This window comes from Leptospira alstonii serovar Sichuan str. 79601 (genome assembly GCF_000347175.1).
GTDB classification, from domain to species: Bacteria; Spirochaetota; Leptospiria; order Leptospirales; family Leptospiraceae; genus Leptospira; species Leptospira alstonii.
This window is the reverse complement of sequence record NZ_ANIK01000124.1, coordinates 1-14,460: the sequence shown is the minus strand read 5'-3', so window position 1 is coordinate 14,460 and position 14,460 is coordinate 1. Positions and strand designations below refer to the sequence as shown.

Below are 14,460 nucleotides of genomic sequence, written 5' to 3'. Positions count from 1 at the left end.
GTCGGAAGAAACACTTATGGATTGTTAGGCGAAATATCTACAAAAATGCGTCGTATAGATAAAACTTCACTAATGAAATACTTAATTATTATTTTTAGTTTATCGATTCCTTTGTTCGCCGAGAAGTTGGAGAAGAAACAGGATAAAACGCGGTTAGATTGTGTTATTCTTATACATGGCTTTTTAAGATCATCGGATCAGCTTAAAAATATGGGAGATTATTTAGCTGATCATAATCTTTCGGTCTATTACGCGAATTATCCTTCGAGAAGCAACAATATACAAGAAGTATCTCAACATTATATACTACCGATAGTTCAAAACAATTGCGCCTCCAAGTTCGACAAAATCCATTTTGTTACTCATTCGGCAGGTGGAATTGTTATAAGACATTTTCTTAAAGAAAACAGAATCGAAAAATTAGGCCGAGTTGTAATGTTAGCTCCTCCAAATAAGGGGAGTGAGGTGGCTGACTTTTTATCGAGATTTGATTTTTTTAATGCGTTGCTTGGTCCGATACTGATACAATTAAAAACAGACGACTCGAGTTTTGTTAATAACGTAGGAACTCCTAATTTTGAATTTGGAATCATTATGGGGGATTCGAGCAATGATCCGATTTCCTCAATAATTATATCCGGCGAGGATGACGGTAAAGTTTCAATTGAAAGCAGTAAGTTGAATACTATGAAAGAATTTCTATTAGTTAATCGAACACATACTTTTATTATGGATGGACCAGAAGTCCAGAAAGCCACCTTGCAATTCATTAAGAATGGAACATTCAAATAATCAACTTATATAAAGGCATCGTCGCCTAACTACGATTTCTCGCGGCGCTTTAAGATCGCTCCGCGACTCTCGCTTGGCCTCCGGCACATTTGCTTTGACGTTCGGCTTGATTTTGAAGAGCAAATGAAAAGATAATTAAGCAGTTTATTTTCTGAATTCGGAACCAAAATCAGTTCATTTTAAAGTTGACATTGGTATGACCAGAGTTATACCAATAATATGAAAACGGCTATTTCAATTCCTGATGAGTTATTTAAAACTGCTGAGAAAATAGCCAAAAAGCTTGGAATACCTCGCAGTCAGTTATTTGCAAAAGCATTAGAAGAATTTATTCGATCTCATAGTAAAGAATCCGTAACTGAGAAATTAAATAAAGTCTACGGTAGTAAATCCAAAGAAACAAAAGATAATATTATTGATTTATCCGTAGAATCACTTCGCAAGAGTTTAAAAAATGATTCGTGGTGAAATTTGGTGGGTTGACTTGGGCATTCCATTTGGAAGCGAGCCTGGGTTTAAACGTCCAGTTCTCATAATTCAAGATGACTGTTTTAACCAAAGTAATATTAATACAATCGTTTCGATCGCAATCACATCAAATTTGAATCTAACTGAAGCACCGGGTAATGTTCTAATTAGTAAGAAAGATTCGAATTTATCTAAAGACTCGGTAATAAATGTTTCGCAAATTGTGACTTTAGATAAAGAAAGATTTCTTAACAAAGTAGGAAAACTTAAATCAAATAAACTAGATGAAGTTGAAGTAGGGCTTAAGTTGGTTACAGGCTTAGATTAATGGTACTCGTCTAACTGCGACTTCTCGCGGCGCTTCGAGATCGCAAACGTCGAGGAGACTCTTTCGTTAGGCGAAAGTCTGGCGAAACATTAATAACGATATAGAGCAATTCTAAAAGAACCTCTTGATAAGTATATATCATGATATATACTTATTTAGGAGATGATTTTCTGGAAGCGGGAAGAGAACAACCGAAATCCGATAAAAGAGAAAAGTTTTAATGTATCTTTTGGATACTAATATTTGCATTTTCCTAATTAAAAAGAAGAATGTGGTTCTTTTGGAAAATCTTAAAAAGAAATTAAAGAAAGGTTTATTTATTTCTTCTTTAACCGTCGCGGAACTTGAATTTGGAATTCAGAAAAGTGAACTTAAGGAAAGAAACAAAGTTGCACTGATTGAATCCTTAACAATTTTCAATATACTTTCTTTTTCTGATAAAGACGCTGAATCTTACGGGTTAATTAGAGCTGATTTGGAGAGAAAGGGTAACGTAATTGGTTCAATAGACATACTTCTTGCAGCTCAAGCAATTGCTAATAATTATATTTTTGTCACTAATACAAAAGAATTTAAGCGAATTAAAGATCTAAAAATCGAAGATTGGACTCAATAGTGATCCAATCGCCACTTCAGCTAACTTCGATTTCTCGCTGTGTTCATCACTTATGGCTCCTCGCTCGCGCTCATTACGGACTTCGAACTATCGCTTTGTCATTTCGGTTTGCAATTTTATAGTAGGGTAGGTAACAAACCTCAGACTTTAGTCTATCCGAAGGGGAATCCTTAATTTATAATGCCTTATGTTATTGGATACCCATGCTTCGTTGTGGGTTATTGGCGATTCAAAACAACTAAACAAAAAAGTTGTTGAGATTATTGAAAATCAAGATAATCAAATTTTTGTTAATTCAAGTTCTTTGTGGGAAATATCTCTAAAGTTCAGGTTAGGCAAATTCAATCTTTTCGGCATAAAGCCAGGCGATATCTTAAGCTATCTTAAAAAATTAAATATCAATTCCATAGAACTAAGCTCTGAGGACGCTTCTTCATATCATAAACGAAAAGAAAATTTTCATAGAGATCCTTTTGGCAGAATGCTCCTATGGCAGTGTATTTCTAAAAAATATACTTTGATTTCAAAAGATTCTGTGATGAAGAAATACAAGATTTCCGGGTTAAAAACGGTATGGTGAAATTTACCAACGGCGCCTAACTACTTCTCTTCGTTAGTCACTCACGGTTTTCGCTCGGCGAATCCGCAAATGAAAAGAGAATCGATCGGAAGTCCTTTAAATTTAGCAGTTTGCTAAAAAGGCTTTAGCACAAACCGGCCGTAGGCAATAAACGCGCAAATGGCAGCCACAACAAGCCAATAAATCATCGGGCCGTAATTTGCGTCACCGGAATAAATATGCAATCCGGAAAAGAGCAGCATTTCCGCGGCTACGAAGGCTGCCGCGATAGGGGCTAAGATGGTCGGAGATTTTTTAAATGCCGGGAGGATCAGGCACAAGCTACAAAGTATTTCAACGATGCTCATTGTCAGCCAAACTCCGTGGGGAATTGCTTTCAACGAAGGCACAGTTTGCTCGGAATTGGAAAACTTCCACACAGCGCCCACGACGGTATGTAGGGCGAGAAGAATTTGAAGAACCCATAAGAGAATGTTCATGGTTTACCTACTTAAAGAGACTCTAAAGCGTTCAGAATCGAGGGCAAGGAAAAAAATCTTAAGGACCTGAATTTCCGACTCTATCAGGAGAATGAAAAATCCAGTTTCCGCCGATTTTGCCGTGTCGGTAGAATGGCGCTTCGAGATCGCCCATGCGGCCGCAACGTGGAGAAGTCTAAGACGTTAGGCGAACAGCGGAATGTTCTTGACGTAACCGAGCAAGTCTTGTAGACACATTGAATTTCTCAATCCGGATCAAAAAGATAGAATCTATAAGACTATGAATATTAGAAAAGTTCAAATAAAAGACGTTGAGAACATTTATTTCTTACAAAACAATTTGCTACTTCATTTAAAACAGATTTACTTTATTTAAAGTCAGTTTTAATTCTCTTATTACGGAACCCTCCGCTCATTTTTTGTTAGCCGAAGAAAACAATAAAATTATTGCCTATTGCCTCGGATTTGACCACTATACTCTTTATGCCAATGGAAAGGTTTCCTGGCTTGAAGAGATTTTTGTTTCAGAAGAATATAGAAGAAAAGGAATTGCTCGAATTCTAATGTCCGAATTTGAGAACTGGGCGCGATTTAGGAATTCGAAACTTATTGGATTAGCTACAAGAAGAGCGAAAGATTTTTATACTGCGATAGGATACGAAGATTCCGCTATTTTTTTTCGAAAACTACTTTAGAAAAGCGGGAAAATTAAAACAATTCAATCCGCATTTCGCCTAACACGAGATAATCGCCTCGGTTCACGGCACGTCGCTACTTCGTCATCAATCTCTTGCAAAGTTTGCTTGTCGTATATCTAACCCTAACAGCCTTTGCTTGCAAGGACTGTTAGGGTTGCTTGGAATTTCGATACAAGCCTTATCGACTAAAATCGCTATTTTATTTTTTTAACTCCACAGCATCCGAGACGGATGTATTTGTATAAGCAACTCGACAAGTAGATGAAATCGGCGTGATTACGTTAACGTAACTTTCGTTGAGTGAAATGACGCATAAATGTCCGCTATCGGAAGTTTCATAGTTACATTGATAATTTACCAAATCGTAAAATATCCCATTGCAGTCAAAATGTATATTCCAATAATCGATTTCCGAGGTTTGAGAATTGAAACTAACAATTTGTGATACCTCTCCTACCGCTAAATCAGGGATAATTAGATTCCCGTCATAAGTGCCGCCACAAAGATGAACTACGTTCAGATTTGTAACGGCATTATTACATGCGTTAACTATCAAATACGTTCCAGGGTAATTAGACACTTACCTCTCCTTTTAAATACTTCTTATTTTTTGAAAATGTTCATAAGATAATGGAAAACGTAAATAGTTTTTTTATAATATTAGAATTTTAAAATTAGAAAATATTAAGATTTGGTGAGTGCGTGTTACCGACCAAAAAACGGATCTCCTTAAAAAATTCACTCTTTGTTTTGACGCTTATGATTATTTCCAATCAAACAAAAAATTTAGCGAACCGTTTGTATCGGATCATTTTCTACAATTACGGAATAGCGAGTAACGCAAAACACAGGCGGTAAAGGAAGTAGGCAAAACCCCGCTCGCATAACGACATCCACGTTTCTTAGGACCGGACTTCCACTTTGTATTTCTGCCTCCTTTAAATAGGGATAAACCCCCGCGGGGGTTTGGGAAATTCCGAACAGAAATTTACTAAACTCGACGGCTTTCCCTTCATTTGCAAGAATCTCTCCCTTGGGTTTATCCAAGGAAACATAAGAAATTCGTTTTATGGGTCCCGAAGAACAACCGATAAAAATCATCAGCAAGAGAATCAAAAACGCAAATCGGCCCCCCTTCATTTTTTGCCTTCCTTGTTAATTTTAGAGCTATCAAACGCAAAACCTCGGATCTCAATACAATTCAAAGGGATCAACACGTTTGCCCGCTGAGTCACATCGGCGTCCAAAATCGTATCGTAGTTAGTATCCTTTAAAGCGTTCTCCAATGCTTTTGAAAGAGTATATCGAAAACCGCAGTCTTCTCCACTTCGAGATTCTCCTTTTATTTTTTCCACTTCCGGAAGTTTTTTCCCCTTCCAGTCCCCATAGGACAAAAGATAAACTTTTTGCGACGCTGAACACGACAACATCAAAACCGTAACCATTCCTAAAACCGATAACCTTTTCATCAAAGAACACCACCTTTCTTAAGAGAAATTTTATGAACCTAAAGCTAAAGCCGAGCGAAAAACGTATCACCTTTTATTCGTTTCGTAAATATATTTTCTTATTTTTACGGATTCAAAACTTTTTATACGGAATAAAAATGAGATTCGTATTTTCCGCGAAAAAATAAAACATTGATAATGTTTTATCAAGCTGTGGATAAAAATTATCTTATAACGGTTGACGAAACGATTTCGATGCTCAAAAGAACGCTCTCCTTAAAATAAGATCTTAAATTTATCTTAAACGAATTTGGAGAAACGATTTTTCTTTGAAAATACGAAAAGAGTCTGCTCTTGTGTTGTACGAAAGCGATGCTCAAAAATAAATAAGAATAGCCTAATGGATTACTTGGATTTTAGAACTGAAACGATTACCGCTATTTCAGTTTTAAACTCGAAAAAATTCCAAGTTATCACGCAGAGGATCGGGGAGGCTTCCCAAGGCGTTGAGATACTTTTTATAACGGTTTTCGATTTCGATATATTTTCGATTTCTAATATTGATGAATCGGTTGTGAATTTCGGCGAAGGCCGGAGTTTTAGCCACCTTATCCCGGACCTGTTTGCTGAAAGGGATATGTCTATAAAAAATCCCTCGGACCACTTTGTTGAGTCTTTGGACCCCGTCGGATTCGTATTTCATCCAGAGTTGATAGTCGTTTGCGAAAATGTCGCGGTCGTTTCTAAATCGTTTGAAATCGCCTGCCAGTTTTTCCTTGATTTCCATCGAAAGATCTTTGTTCTTTTTAAAAAACTGAATGTAATCCGTATAATCCGCGGTGATGGAAGGATTTCCCACGTTGTTCCATTCCGCGCCGAGAATGGATTTAGTGAGTTCCCAACGAAACGCAGCCAGAGCGTCCGCGACCATCGTTTTTAAATCGCCCTGAGCTAAAATAGGAAGAACGATCCTTCCCGGACTTTCTTTCGAACCCGCGCCTCTGTGGACGGAAAGATCCTGCCACATCATCACCTTCGTTCCGATGGAAGGAACTAGGATGAAATCGGGAATCACACTTTTCTGAATAAACTCTTTCGTGATTCCCAACTCGTTATTGTTGTAGATCACTTCTCTGTGGAAAATGGAATAGTCCACCGCCAGAAGTTCTTGAACCGTTTCCGCAATGATCTTTTTGGAAACATAGGCTTTATCGATCGCCATCTGACTATGAAACTTAGTCAAAATCGGAAAGTGAGTCGCGGGACTTCCGGAAGTGAGTCTAACGTTCGCTTCGTAAAGGGAAGCGAATTCGAACTTGAGTCTCGTCGTAGGATTGTCCAGTTCGGGCGGAATATCCGATTCTTTTTTGATATTGATGGATCTGTTTTCCATCTTCACTTTTTCGAAAAAGTTTTGTCCCATCTCGTCCAAGGAAGTCGGAATTTCTCTTTTATAAATCTTTTCCAGCCATTCGGTTCCGAATGAAATGGGAATGTCCGAAGCGGAGTAAGGAGCGTCCTTATGTGTGTACATAAAGGCGATCTGAGAATCGTCTACCATTGTCTCGTCGAAGAAGCCGTAATTCAACATGAGTTCGACCGCTTTGGGAACGTTTCGGTTGGAATTCATGTACTTCATAAAACATTCCTGATACATATCCCAGTAATGTCTTCCGAGAGTTCTTCTTATCTTCCTGTTATCACCTTCGGGATCGAGAGGGTTCTTTAGGCTTTTCACTTTGACCATAAGCGCGGAAAATTCTTTTACTTTCTCCGCTTCTAGTCCCGAGAACTGAATGATGACGGATGCGGAGTTGTCCAATTCTTTGCGAATCGAGTCTACGTCCACTCCTGCGGTGATGGCAGAGGCCGAAGAAGCTTGTACTTTCGGCGCCGTTTCTTCCATCTTTTTGGAAAGAGCTCCGGCCTTGGATTGAAAGACCGAGGTGTTCGGGGAAAGATTGGTAACGGGAACTCCGAAAAGAGCCTGATGTCCGTTCTTATATTTTTCGATCTTTCCGGCTACGGCGCCTAACACGGGCACTACGAATTCCGCGGGAGCGGTTCCGTATCCGGACGATGTGATGTCCAAGATGAGATAAAATTTTTCTACGAGACTATTTTCACCCGCGAAGAAGATTCGAAAAGCCTCGTCCAAATCCGTAAGACAGGTTTTGAGAATTCCCGAAATTTGATCCAAAACGTTTGCGAGTTTGGAACAAACGTAAGAGATCATGGAAGGATCGGCGGTGAATAACGCGTTCAGAATCTTAGGATCCTGCATCACGAGTTTTCGGATAAAGTTGAATTCTCCGTCCTGAAAATCGATTTCTTCCGGATACAACCTCGTAAGCTGGGATTCGTGTTCCTCTTCTAAAAATTGCGGACTCGGTCTATCGGGAAGAAGTCCACCGTTGTCAAAAAATAATTTCAAATTCTCCCGACAAAGACGCATCACCGGATCGACTACGTCCCGGGAAACCTCCGGAATCGGAGATCCCTGTTTGATATCCGGAAATACGTTCGGATTAAATTGATAGTAAAGAATCGAAAGATTGTCGTTTACCTTTTCAATGTCCGAAGTGATCTTTCGGATCTGATTGGATTTTTTAAAAAGTTCGGTGATTTCTCGAAGAAGAGTTCTTGCGACCATGAGTCCCAAAGAAACGCGAGATCCCACGCTTTTTCCGATCGTCTCCCGATTCATCGCGTAAGTGGAAATCACGCAGGTTTCTTCCGCTTGGAGATGAAAGGGATATCTTCCGCTTGTAAAAAGGGCCACGGATCCGGGAGTCAAATTGGCTCCGTTCAGTTTAAAAAGTTCGAGTTTTCTTCCGCCGGGGACTTCGGTCAGATAACGAACCGTTCCACTGTGAAGCACGTTTAGAGTGTTTGCGGAAGTACCTTCCGAAAACAATAAGGTTCCCGCCGGGGCTTGGGCTTGTTGTTGTGGAACTAAAGGATCAAATGTCATATTGGATTATCGAGGTTTCCATGAAAAAGAAACTATTTCTTATCCATAGAGAAAACAATTTTTTTTGAGAGAGAAATAAAAAACCCGATCGGCGTTTCTTCGTTTTATACGTAATCTCGTTAAACTTGACTCCTTATGCCTCTTAAAAACCATACGGGAAGAATGAATAATATAGAAAAGTACCTTCGTGTTTCCGAAATCGGAATGATCACAAATCAGAGCGCTTTCGGATCGAACGGGGAATATCACTTTCAAACCGTTCACAGACGTTACGATCTGAAAAAAATATTTCTTCCGGAACACGGACTTTTTGCGGAACTTCAGGATCAGGTTTCCGGTTCGAATCTGAGATACGATCTGGACAAGGTGGAATTTATCAATCTTTACGGCGATCAAGAGTCCAGTCTGGTTCCCGATTCGGTTTCTTTGGACGGTTTGGACGTTGTCATCATAGACATAAGAGATACGGGTGCGCGTTATTATACCTTTTTAACGACTGCGTATTATTTTTTGGAAGAGATCGGTAAGTGGAATTCCTCCGGGAAACGGGAAATTTCAGTAATCGTCTTCGATTCTCCCAATCCGGCGGGAAAAAAAATCGAAGGTTCTCCGTTGCAAAAAGAATTCGAATCCTTTGTCGGAGTCAGAAGCGTTTTACATCGTCACGGTTTGACTCCGGGAGAATTACTTTCTTATTATCAAAAAGAATTTTCCTTAAACGTAAAGATCCGAATCGTAAACAAGGGATGGTATGAAAAAAAAGATTCCGAATTTCTTTGGATTCCGCCGTCTCCGAATATTCCGTTTCGCTCCACTTGTTACGTTTACGCGGGACAATGTCTTTTGGAAGGAACCAATCTTTCCGAAGGTAGGGGGACCACGAGACCTTTCGAAACGTTCGGGGCTCCGTACATAAACGAACAGAACGATCGGATTCGAAGGGATTTGGAAAAATCCCAAGAAGGAAGCGCGGTCTTACGACCTTTAAAGTTCATTCCGACCTTTCACAAACACAAGGACATTATCTGCGGAGGTTTTCAGATCCTTTTGAAAAAACCGGAAAAGTTCCACAGTTTATTTTTCTCCCTGAAATTGATCCGAATGTTAAGGGAGGAATATCCGAACGAATTCGCCTACCGGGAAGGCGCTTACGAATTCAGATCGGATCTTCCCGCGATCGAGTTGCTCGTCGGAGATCGATTTTTGCTCGACTATCTAAACGGTAAACATTCGGATTCCATTGTATTTGAATATTTGAATGAACAAGAGCGGATTTGGAAGAAAAAGTGTAGGGAGATGGAACTCGTTTGAAATCGGAGCTCGACTTAAAACCGTCCAATGTGGGAACTCCTGCGTTATTTGAAACTAAAGCGTCTCACTTCTATTGGCGCTCGACAAGTTCTTAACTGATTTGAACCTATTTCAATAGTGAGCTCCGTGTAAGAAAGTTTAGGCGAATCGTTAATTTCGGTAAGAAGGTAAATAGCATGATGGAAAATCAAAAAAGAGAGACGATTAAAAGTCTGTTTGTGTTCATTAAGATTTCTTTTTCGAAGTCGTTTCGGAATAATCGATCGAAAGGGCGCGTAACGTTTTGGCTTCTATTGTTTGTCCTCGTTTTTCCCGGGGCCGCGTTTCCCTGGGGAACCCATTATCTCATCATGGATCGGGCGCTCGAACATCCTTCCATGAAGTTCGTTTTCCGAGAAGTCGAATCGTCGTCCTTGGATTCTTTCGTAAAAAAGGAAAGGGTATCTTTAAAAATTCTTTTCGACGAATTTGCGGCTTGGGAAGAGGCGAGGGGTTCGAAACGATTTCGGAAAACGGAATTTCATCCGGAGTCCGCTTCCGTTTTGGAATTTTTAAAAGCGGCCCGGCTCAATCCGGCAACCCGGCTTTTGGAAGTGGAAAGAATTCTTCCGGGTTCCGAATCGATGTCGGGTAACGTTCCCGTCTCGTCGATCACGCCGTATCTTTTAGATCTTCCGGAACTTCCCGCGCGATTTCAATCCACCGTCGGAAAAAAAATCAAAATCAGAAATATTCTTTATACGTTTATCGATGAACCGGATTGGGGAATGGATCATAATCTTTGGGGTTTTACCGAATACGGATACGGAAAACAACCCTACGGAAAACCGGAAGGGGAAAGCAGCAAGGCGCCCTTTCACATGCAGTTCCAGAATGAAAATTGGATTCTTTCCTTGTTCGCTTCCGAGGTGGTCGAAGGCGGAATGATTTTGGATCGAATCGAGTTGTTTTCCCGTCTTTCCGTGTTAGCCGGAAAAACCGGACACGATTATTGGAAGTATCGTTTTGCCGCCTGGGCCTGTCATTATATCCAAGACATAGGACAACCGTATCATTCCAAGGCGGTTCCGGACGCGGATTTCTTTTATTATATTCGTTATATCTTTTCGTCCAAAGAAACGAAAAAAGAGATGAAGGCAAGGACCACCCAGCTCGTCGCCAATCGTCATTTTTTATACGAGGATTTTTTATCCTACAATTGGATACGGTTTTATAAGAGTCCGACTTCCGAAACTCGGACCTTGACCGGATTTTTGGTCCGAGACTTCGAAGGGTTTCCCTCGCAGTCGTCCAACGAAGATTTGATGAAATTCGTGGGGAAACGGGCCTCCTCCCACGCGTTCGAGATCAACGAGTCGATCGTAAACACATTCGGAAAAGAATATACAATGAAACCTGAATATGATTTGGAAAAGGAGCTCGGAACTAAAATGAAGGAAATCATTCCCACTTTAAACCCGGTACAATCGAATCTTCTTTTGGAAGAGGCGGGAACGGATCTTTCCCTAACCGGTTTTGCCACCAGAGAAATGTTACATTCCATTTTGAAGGAGTAGGGAATTTTAGAATCTTCTCAAAACGGAGTTCCCGTACGGATACGATTCCTCCAGATGGGAAAGGAAACCGGAATACGTAAACCAACCGCGGGAACCGAATTTTTTCGGAGCTTTTTCGATATGCATTTCCTGAGCGGGCATAAAGCTGAAGCCGATTAAAAAAAATCGTTTTCCCTGTCGATCTTGCGCCGAGTCCAAAATCATGGAAACGTGTCCGATCCCGCCTGTTTCGTTTTGAACGAAAAGATCTCCCGGTCTCAACTCGTTTTCCGGAACCGTCCGTCCTCCTTTTTTAAGGGAATACGAATTGGAGGATGCAAACGCCTTTCTTAAAAAGGAAGAATAGGAAAGTCCGCTTTCGGAAAAAGACTTTCGATTTCCGTTATAGTCGAAAAGATAAAGTCGGTTTAAACTGCGGTTCTGTTTATGATACTCGGCCCAAATACGCATCGAATAGTCCGCACATTGTTCCAAATCGTCCTTAAACATAAGGGGAATATCCAAGACCGCAATCGTATCGTAACGACGAATGATATTCTCCTTTTTATATGTCCAAAGCGTCGGTTCCGGCTTTAACGGAAGGTTTTGTACGAAGTCCGGAAAGGAATTTTTTTCAAATCGAACCCGTTGTGTTCCGGATGGTAGTTCGATCTCGTTTACTTTGCTCGGGTTTGCGTCCAAACGGCCGGAAGCAGGAATAAAAAAACCGAACACAATCAAAACGATTAAAGTCGATTTTGGAACGAAGAATTTTGAACGCCGATTTAAAGTTAAGATTCGTTTTTTAAGAAGATAAAGGCTATAAAAAGTTAAGTCCATTTTTTTAATAAAGATTTTTCTCATGGATAAAAAATTCCCTTGCCAAAGATCAAAAAGACGCATTATCGAACGGGGAACTTTCCGCCGAGCCAGCTTCAGCCGCTAAGCAACTAAAAGCTGTTAGGCGAAAAACACATTCAACACATAAGTCTAATGTACGATCGGACTTTCTATTTTTTCTTTCCGATCCTTTCGGCGAGATCGACTAAAAGTCGAACCCCGTATCCGGTCGGTCCGTTTCCGATTTGAGTTCCCGACGCCTTTTTTCTCCAGGCGGCGCCGGCGATGTCGATATGAGCCCACGCGATTCCGGGGTCCACAAATCTTTCCAAAAATTTTGCCGCGGATAAGGAGCCGCCCGCACGTCCGGCAACGTTTCGAATGTCGGCGATATCACTTTTTAAGTCTTCGGAATATTCGTCCCAAAGAGGCATTTCCCAGATTCTTTCGTCCGAGGAAGCCGACGCTTCTTTGAGCAGGTTCGTGAGAGTTTCCGAATTACTCATCACTCCCGCAGCCTCGTGTCCGAGGGAGATGATGATCGCTCCCGTCAAAGTTGCAAGATCCAGCATATAGTCCGGTTTGAATTTTTTTCCCACGTAGGAAAGAACGTCTCCCAAAACGAGACGGCCTTCCGCGTCCGTATTTTGAACTTCCACCGTGATTCCGTTGTGAGCCGTATAAACGTCCCCCGGTTTGATCGCGGCGGCGTCGGGCATATTTTCAGCGACTCCGATCGCGGCGACGACGTGAACGCCTAATCCGAGTTCGGCGATGGCTCCGATTGCGTGGATCGCGGCGGCCGCTCCGCACATATCGTATTTCATTTCGTGCATGTCTTGGGCGGGTTTGATGCTGATCCCGCCCGAATCGAAGGTCAGACCTTTTCCGATGATCGCGAGTTTTTTCTTCGTGCTCGGTTTGGCGGGAGTATATTCCAAAAGGATCATCTTCGCCTTTTTATCCGAACCTTCGCAGACGGAAAGGATTCCTCCCATCTTTTCTTTTTTCAACTGAGGTTCGTCAAAGACGGTGATTTTGAGTCCGTTGTCCTTTGCGATTTCCTTGGATCTGGAAACGAATTCTTCCGGCGTGAAATGATTTGCGGGAAGATGTGCGATGTAACGCGCTCCGTTGACGTAACGGCTGACCACTTTTCCGCGTTTGAGTCCTTTTTCGGCTTCTTTTAATTTTGCGGCGTCTTGGAGGACGAAGGATACGTTTCCGGTTTTTTTGGAATTTTCCCTGTATTCCTTTGCGAGAACGTTGATCGCATACGCCCCTTGTTCCAAGGAGTTTACGATTTGATACACGAGAAGGTCGGCGGGAAGGGCCGTTGTGAGAACTTTCGGAAGATGAATTTCAAGTCCTACACCGTCCCATTTTTTGAGTTTATCTCCGAATTGAAAAAATTGTTGGGCGATTCCTCTCGTTTTCACTTTGGAAGAATCGCCTAACCCTAAGTAGATGATTTTTTCGGTTTCGTCCGTAAAAACTTGTCCGTTGTCTCCGGTAAAAATCCCGGAGGAAGTTTGGAGTGAAAATTTCGTCTTTAGATTTTCGGGAAAGTGATCCTTAAGAAGCAGTTGTAATTTATAATACGCTTTGGAAGGATTTTTTCCGATCGAGGTTTGGATTTTATTCTTATCCAGTTTCATTTTTTCTCCAGTGTTTTGATGTCGGAAAGGATTTCATCTACGTGTCCTTTCACGCTTACCTTGGGATATATTTTTAGGATTTTTCCGTCGGCTCCGATGAGAAATGTGGAACGTACGATTCCCATAAATTCCCTTCCCATAAATTTCTTCATTTGCCAGACCCCGTAGTCCTCGCAAATTTTTCCGTCCTCATCGGAGATCAGGGTGAAGTTTAGCTCCTGCTTTTCAATGAATTTCTGGTGCGACTTTACACTATCTTTGGAAACTCCGACCACGTTAAACCCCGTCTTTTTGATTTTCGAAAAATTATCCCTGAAATCGCAGGCTTCGGTCGTACAACCCGGAGTTTGGTCTTTCGGATAAAAATAGAGTACGGTTCCTTTTTGTCCGGTTAGGTCGGTAAGTTTTACCTTTTCTCCTTTTTCATTGAGCGCCGTGAAACTCGGGGCCTGGCCGCCTACTTTTAGTTCGTTCATGGAATACCTCTTTCAAATATCTTAGATTTTTTTTTGGATGCTTGTCTTGCAAGAGAGTTCTAAGACAAAATATGAATTTTCGAACGGGCTTAAAAGGGGCTTTCCACACAACGCGATCTATCGAACGACCCGTGGAAACTCAGGTGAATGCCTTCCTAAACTCAATGTTTCTCCCTATGGGTCGAAACATAATGTTAGCTCTTATCGAAGATAGGAAATAGCGATCCTTAGAGAACCGTTGCATTGAGTTCAGAGAG

14 protein-coding genes and 1 pseudogene are annotated in these 14,460 nt (G+C 41.2%); 8 read left to right on the top strand and 7 right to left on the bottom strand.

Translation table 11 applies throughout. The features are described from left to right. Positions 1 to 72: 72 nt before the first annotated feature. From LEP1GSC194_RS20645 to LEP1GSC194_RS20625, 5 genes are all read left to right on the top strand, one after another. A complete protein-coding gene (locus tag LEP1GSC194_RS20645) occupies positions 73 to 792 on the top strand; it encodes an alpha/beta hydrolase (protein WP_036043978.1) in 720 nt (239 codons plus the stop codon). A gap of 219 nt (positions 793 to 1,011) precedes the next feature. Beyond that, complete coding sequence (locus LEP1GSC194_RS20640) at positions 1,012 to 1,260, top strand: ribbon-helix-helix domain-containing protein (RefSeq protein WP_017808632.1); 249 nt, start codon at positions 1,012 to 1,014, stop codon at positions 1,258 to 1,260. Continuing rightward, positions 1,247 to 1,588 carry a type II toxin-antitoxin system PemK/MazF family toxin gene (locus LEP1GSC194_RS20635; RefSeq protein WP_017808631.1) on the top strand — a complete coding sequence of 114 codons (342 nt, stop codon included), beginning with the start codon at positions 1,247 to 1,249 and terminating at the stop codon, positions 1,586 to 1,588. The genes LEP1GSC194_RS20640 and LEP1GSC194_RS20635 overlap by 14 nt, the downstream gene beginning before the upstream one ends. 220 nt (positions 1,589 to 1,808) lie before the next feature. Next, positions 1,809 to 2,204 carry a type II toxin-antitoxin system tRNA(fMet)-specific endonuclease VapC gene (gene vapC / locus LEP1GSC194_RS20630; protein ID WP_020775405.1) on the top strand — a complete coding sequence of 132 codons (396 nt, stop codon included), beginning with the start codon at positions 1,809 to 1,811 and terminating at the stop codon, positions 2,202 to 2,204. A 187-nt stretch (positions 2,205 to 2,391) separates the two neighbouring features. Continuing rightward, a complete protein-coding gene (locus LEP1GSC194_RS20625) occupies positions 2,392 to 2,784 on the top strand; it encodes a type II toxin-antitoxin system VapC family toxin (RefSeq protein WP_017807735.1) in 393 nt (130 codons plus the stop codon). Positions 2,785 to 2,897: 113 nt separating this feature from the next. Here the strand turns inward: LEP1GSC194_RS20625 and LEP1GSC194_RS20620 are convergent, their stop codons facing one another. Further along, positions 2,898 to 3,263, bottom strand: a complete 366-nt coding sequence (locus LEP1GSC194_RS20620) for a DoxX family protein (protein ID WP_036043964.1) — start codon at positions 3,261 to 3,263, stop codon at positions 2,898 to 2,900. Positions 3,264 to 3,543: 280 nt separating this feature from the next. On the opposite strand from LEP1GSC194_RS20620, the pseudogene LEP1GSC194_RS20615 reads away from it, so the two are divergent. After that, positions 3,544 to 3,958 (top strand): annotated as a pseudogene (locus LEP1GSC194_RS20615) (GNAT family N-acetyltransferase). Positions 3,959 to 4,747: 789 nt separating this feature from the next. Here the strand turns inward: LEP1GSC194_RS20615 and LEP1GSC194_RS20610 are convergent. The 3 genes from LEP1GSC194_RS20610 to LEP1GSC194_RS20600 form a co-directional block, all read right to left on the bottom strand. After that, positions 4,748 to 5,101, bottom strand: a complete 354-nt coding sequence (locus LEP1GSC194_RS20610; protein ID WP_017808206.1) for an LIC10260 family lipoprotein — start codon at positions 5,099 to 5,101, stop codon at positions 4,748 to 4,750. Next, a complete protein-coding gene (locus LEP1GSC194_RS20605; protein ID WP_017808205.1) occupies positions 5,098 to 5,430 on the bottom strand; it encodes a hypothetical protein in 333 nt (110 codons plus the stop codon). Before LEP1GSC194_RS20605 ends, LEP1GSC194_RS20610 begins: the two co-directional genes overlap by 4 nt. 427 nt (positions 5,431 to 5,857) lie before the next feature. Further along, on the bottom strand, positions 5,858 to 8,383 hold the full coding sequence (locus tag LEP1GSC194_RS20600; RefSeq protein WP_036043962.1) for a cyclic nucleotide-binding domain-containing protein: 2,526 nt from the start codon (positions 8,381 to 8,383) through the stop codon (positions 5,858 to 5,860). 135 nt (positions 8,384 to 8,518) lie between these two features. On the opposite strand from LEP1GSC194_RS20600, the gene LEP1GSC194_RS20595 reads away from it, so the two are divergent. Together LEP1GSC194_RS20595 and LEP1GSC194_RS20590 are read left to right on the top strand one after the other, a co-directional pair. Beyond that, on the top strand, positions 8,519 to 9,694 hold the full coding sequence (locus LEP1GSC194_RS20595) for a DUF1343 domain-containing protein (RefSeq protein ID WP_020775402.1): 1,176 nt from the start codon (positions 8,519 to 8,521) through the stop codon (positions 9,692 to 9,694). Positions 9,695 to 10,044: 350 nt separating this feature from the next. Beyond that, positions 10,045 to 11,250, top strand: a complete 1,206-nt coding sequence (locus LEP1GSC194_RS20590) for a phospholipase C/P1 nuclease family protein (RefSeq protein WP_036043976.1) — start codon at positions 10,045 to 10,047, stop codon at positions 11,248 to 11,250. Between the two features lie 6 nt (positions 11,251 to 11,256). Here the strand turns inward: LEP1GSC194_RS20590 and LEP1GSC194_RS20585 are convergent, their stop codons facing one another. The 3 genes from LEP1GSC194_RS20585 to bcp form a co-directional block, all read right to left on the bottom strand. Continuing rightward, positions 11,257 to 12,093 carry a DUF4846 domain-containing protein gene (locus LEP1GSC194_RS20585; protein WP_036043974.1) on the bottom strand — a complete coding sequence of 279 codons (837 nt, stop codon included), beginning with the start codon at positions 12,091 to 12,093 and terminating at the stop codon, positions 11,257 to 11,259. Positions 12,094 to 12,239: 146 nt separating this feature from the next. Then, complete coding sequence (locus LEP1GSC194_RS20580; RefSeq protein WP_020775401.1) at positions 12,240 to 13,727, bottom strand: leucyl aminopeptidase family protein; 1,488 nt, start codon at positions 13,725 to 13,727, stop codon at positions 12,240 to 12,242. After that, positions 13,724 to 14,203, bottom strand: a complete 480-nt coding sequence (gene bcp, locus LEP1GSC194_RS20575; RefSeq protein ID WP_020775396.1) for a thioredoxin-dependent thiol peroxidase — start codon at positions 14,201 to 14,203, stop codon at positions 13,724 to 13,726. Before bcp ends, LEP1GSC194_RS20580 begins: the two co-directional genes overlap by 4 nt. Positions 14,204 to 14,460 lie beyond the last annotated feature (257 nt).

Excerpts from the sequence above, each read along its gene's own strand:
- LEP1GSC194_RS20620 (WP_036043964.1), bottom strand. The coding sequence starts at position 3,263 with ATGAACATTCTCTTATGGGTTCTTCAAATTCTTCTCGCCCTACATACC.
- LEP1GSC194_RS20590 (WP_036043976.1), top strand. The coding sequence starts at position 10,045 with ATGGATCGGGCGCTCGAACATCCTTCCATGAAGTTCGTTTTCCGAGAA.
- bcp (WP_020775396.1), bottom strand. The coding sequence starts at position 14,203 with ATGAACGAACTAAAAGTAGGCGGCCAGGCCCCGAGTTTCACGGCGCTC.
- LEP1GSC194_RS20600 (WP_036043962.1), bottom strand. The coding sequence starts at position 8,383 with ATGACATTTGATCCTTTAGTTCCACAACAACAAGCCCAAGCCCCGGCG.
- LEP1GSC194_RS20635 (WP_017808631.1), top strand. The coding sequence starts at position 1,247 with ATGATTCGTGGTGAAATTTGGTGGGTTGACTTGGGCATTCCATTTGGA.
- LEP1GSC194_RS20580 (WP_020775401.1), bottom strand. The coding sequence starts at position 13,727 with ATGAAACTGGATAAGAATAAAATCCAAACCTCGATCGGAAAAAATCCT.
- LEP1GSC194_RS20610 (WP_017808206.1), bottom strand. The coding sequence starts at position 5,101 with ATGAAGGGGGGCCGATTTGCGTTTTTGATTCTCTTGCTGATGATTTTT.
- LEP1GSC194_RS20595 (WP_020775402.1), top strand. The coding sequence starts at position 8,519 with ATGCCTCTTAAAAACCATACGGGAAGAATGAATAATATAGAAAAGTAC.
- vapC (WP_020775405.1), top strand. The coding sequence starts at position 1,809 with ATGTATCTTTTGGATACTAATATTTGCATTTTCCTAATTAAAAAGAAG.
- LEP1GSC194_RS20605 (WP_017808205.1), bottom strand. The coding sequence starts at position 5,430 with ATGAAAAGGTTATCGGTTTTAGGAATGGTTACGGTTTTGATGTTGTCG.
- LEP1GSC194_RS20640 (WP_017808632.1), top strand. The coding sequence starts at position 1,012 with ATGAAAACGGCTATTTCAATTCCTGATGAGTTATTTAAAACTGCTGAG.
- LEP1GSC194_RS20585 (WP_036043974.1), bottom strand. The coding sequence starts at position 12,093 with ATGAGAAAAATCTTTATTAAAAAAATGGACTTAACTTTTTATAGCCTT.
- LEP1GSC194_RS20625 (WP_017807735.1), top strand. The coding sequence starts at position 2,392 with ATGTTATTGGATACCCATGCTTCGTTGTGGGTTATTGGCGATTCAAAA.
- LEP1GSC194_RS20645 (WP_036043978.1), top strand. The coding sequence starts at position 73 with ATGAAATACTTAATTATTATTTTTAGTTTATCGATTCCTTTGTTCGCC.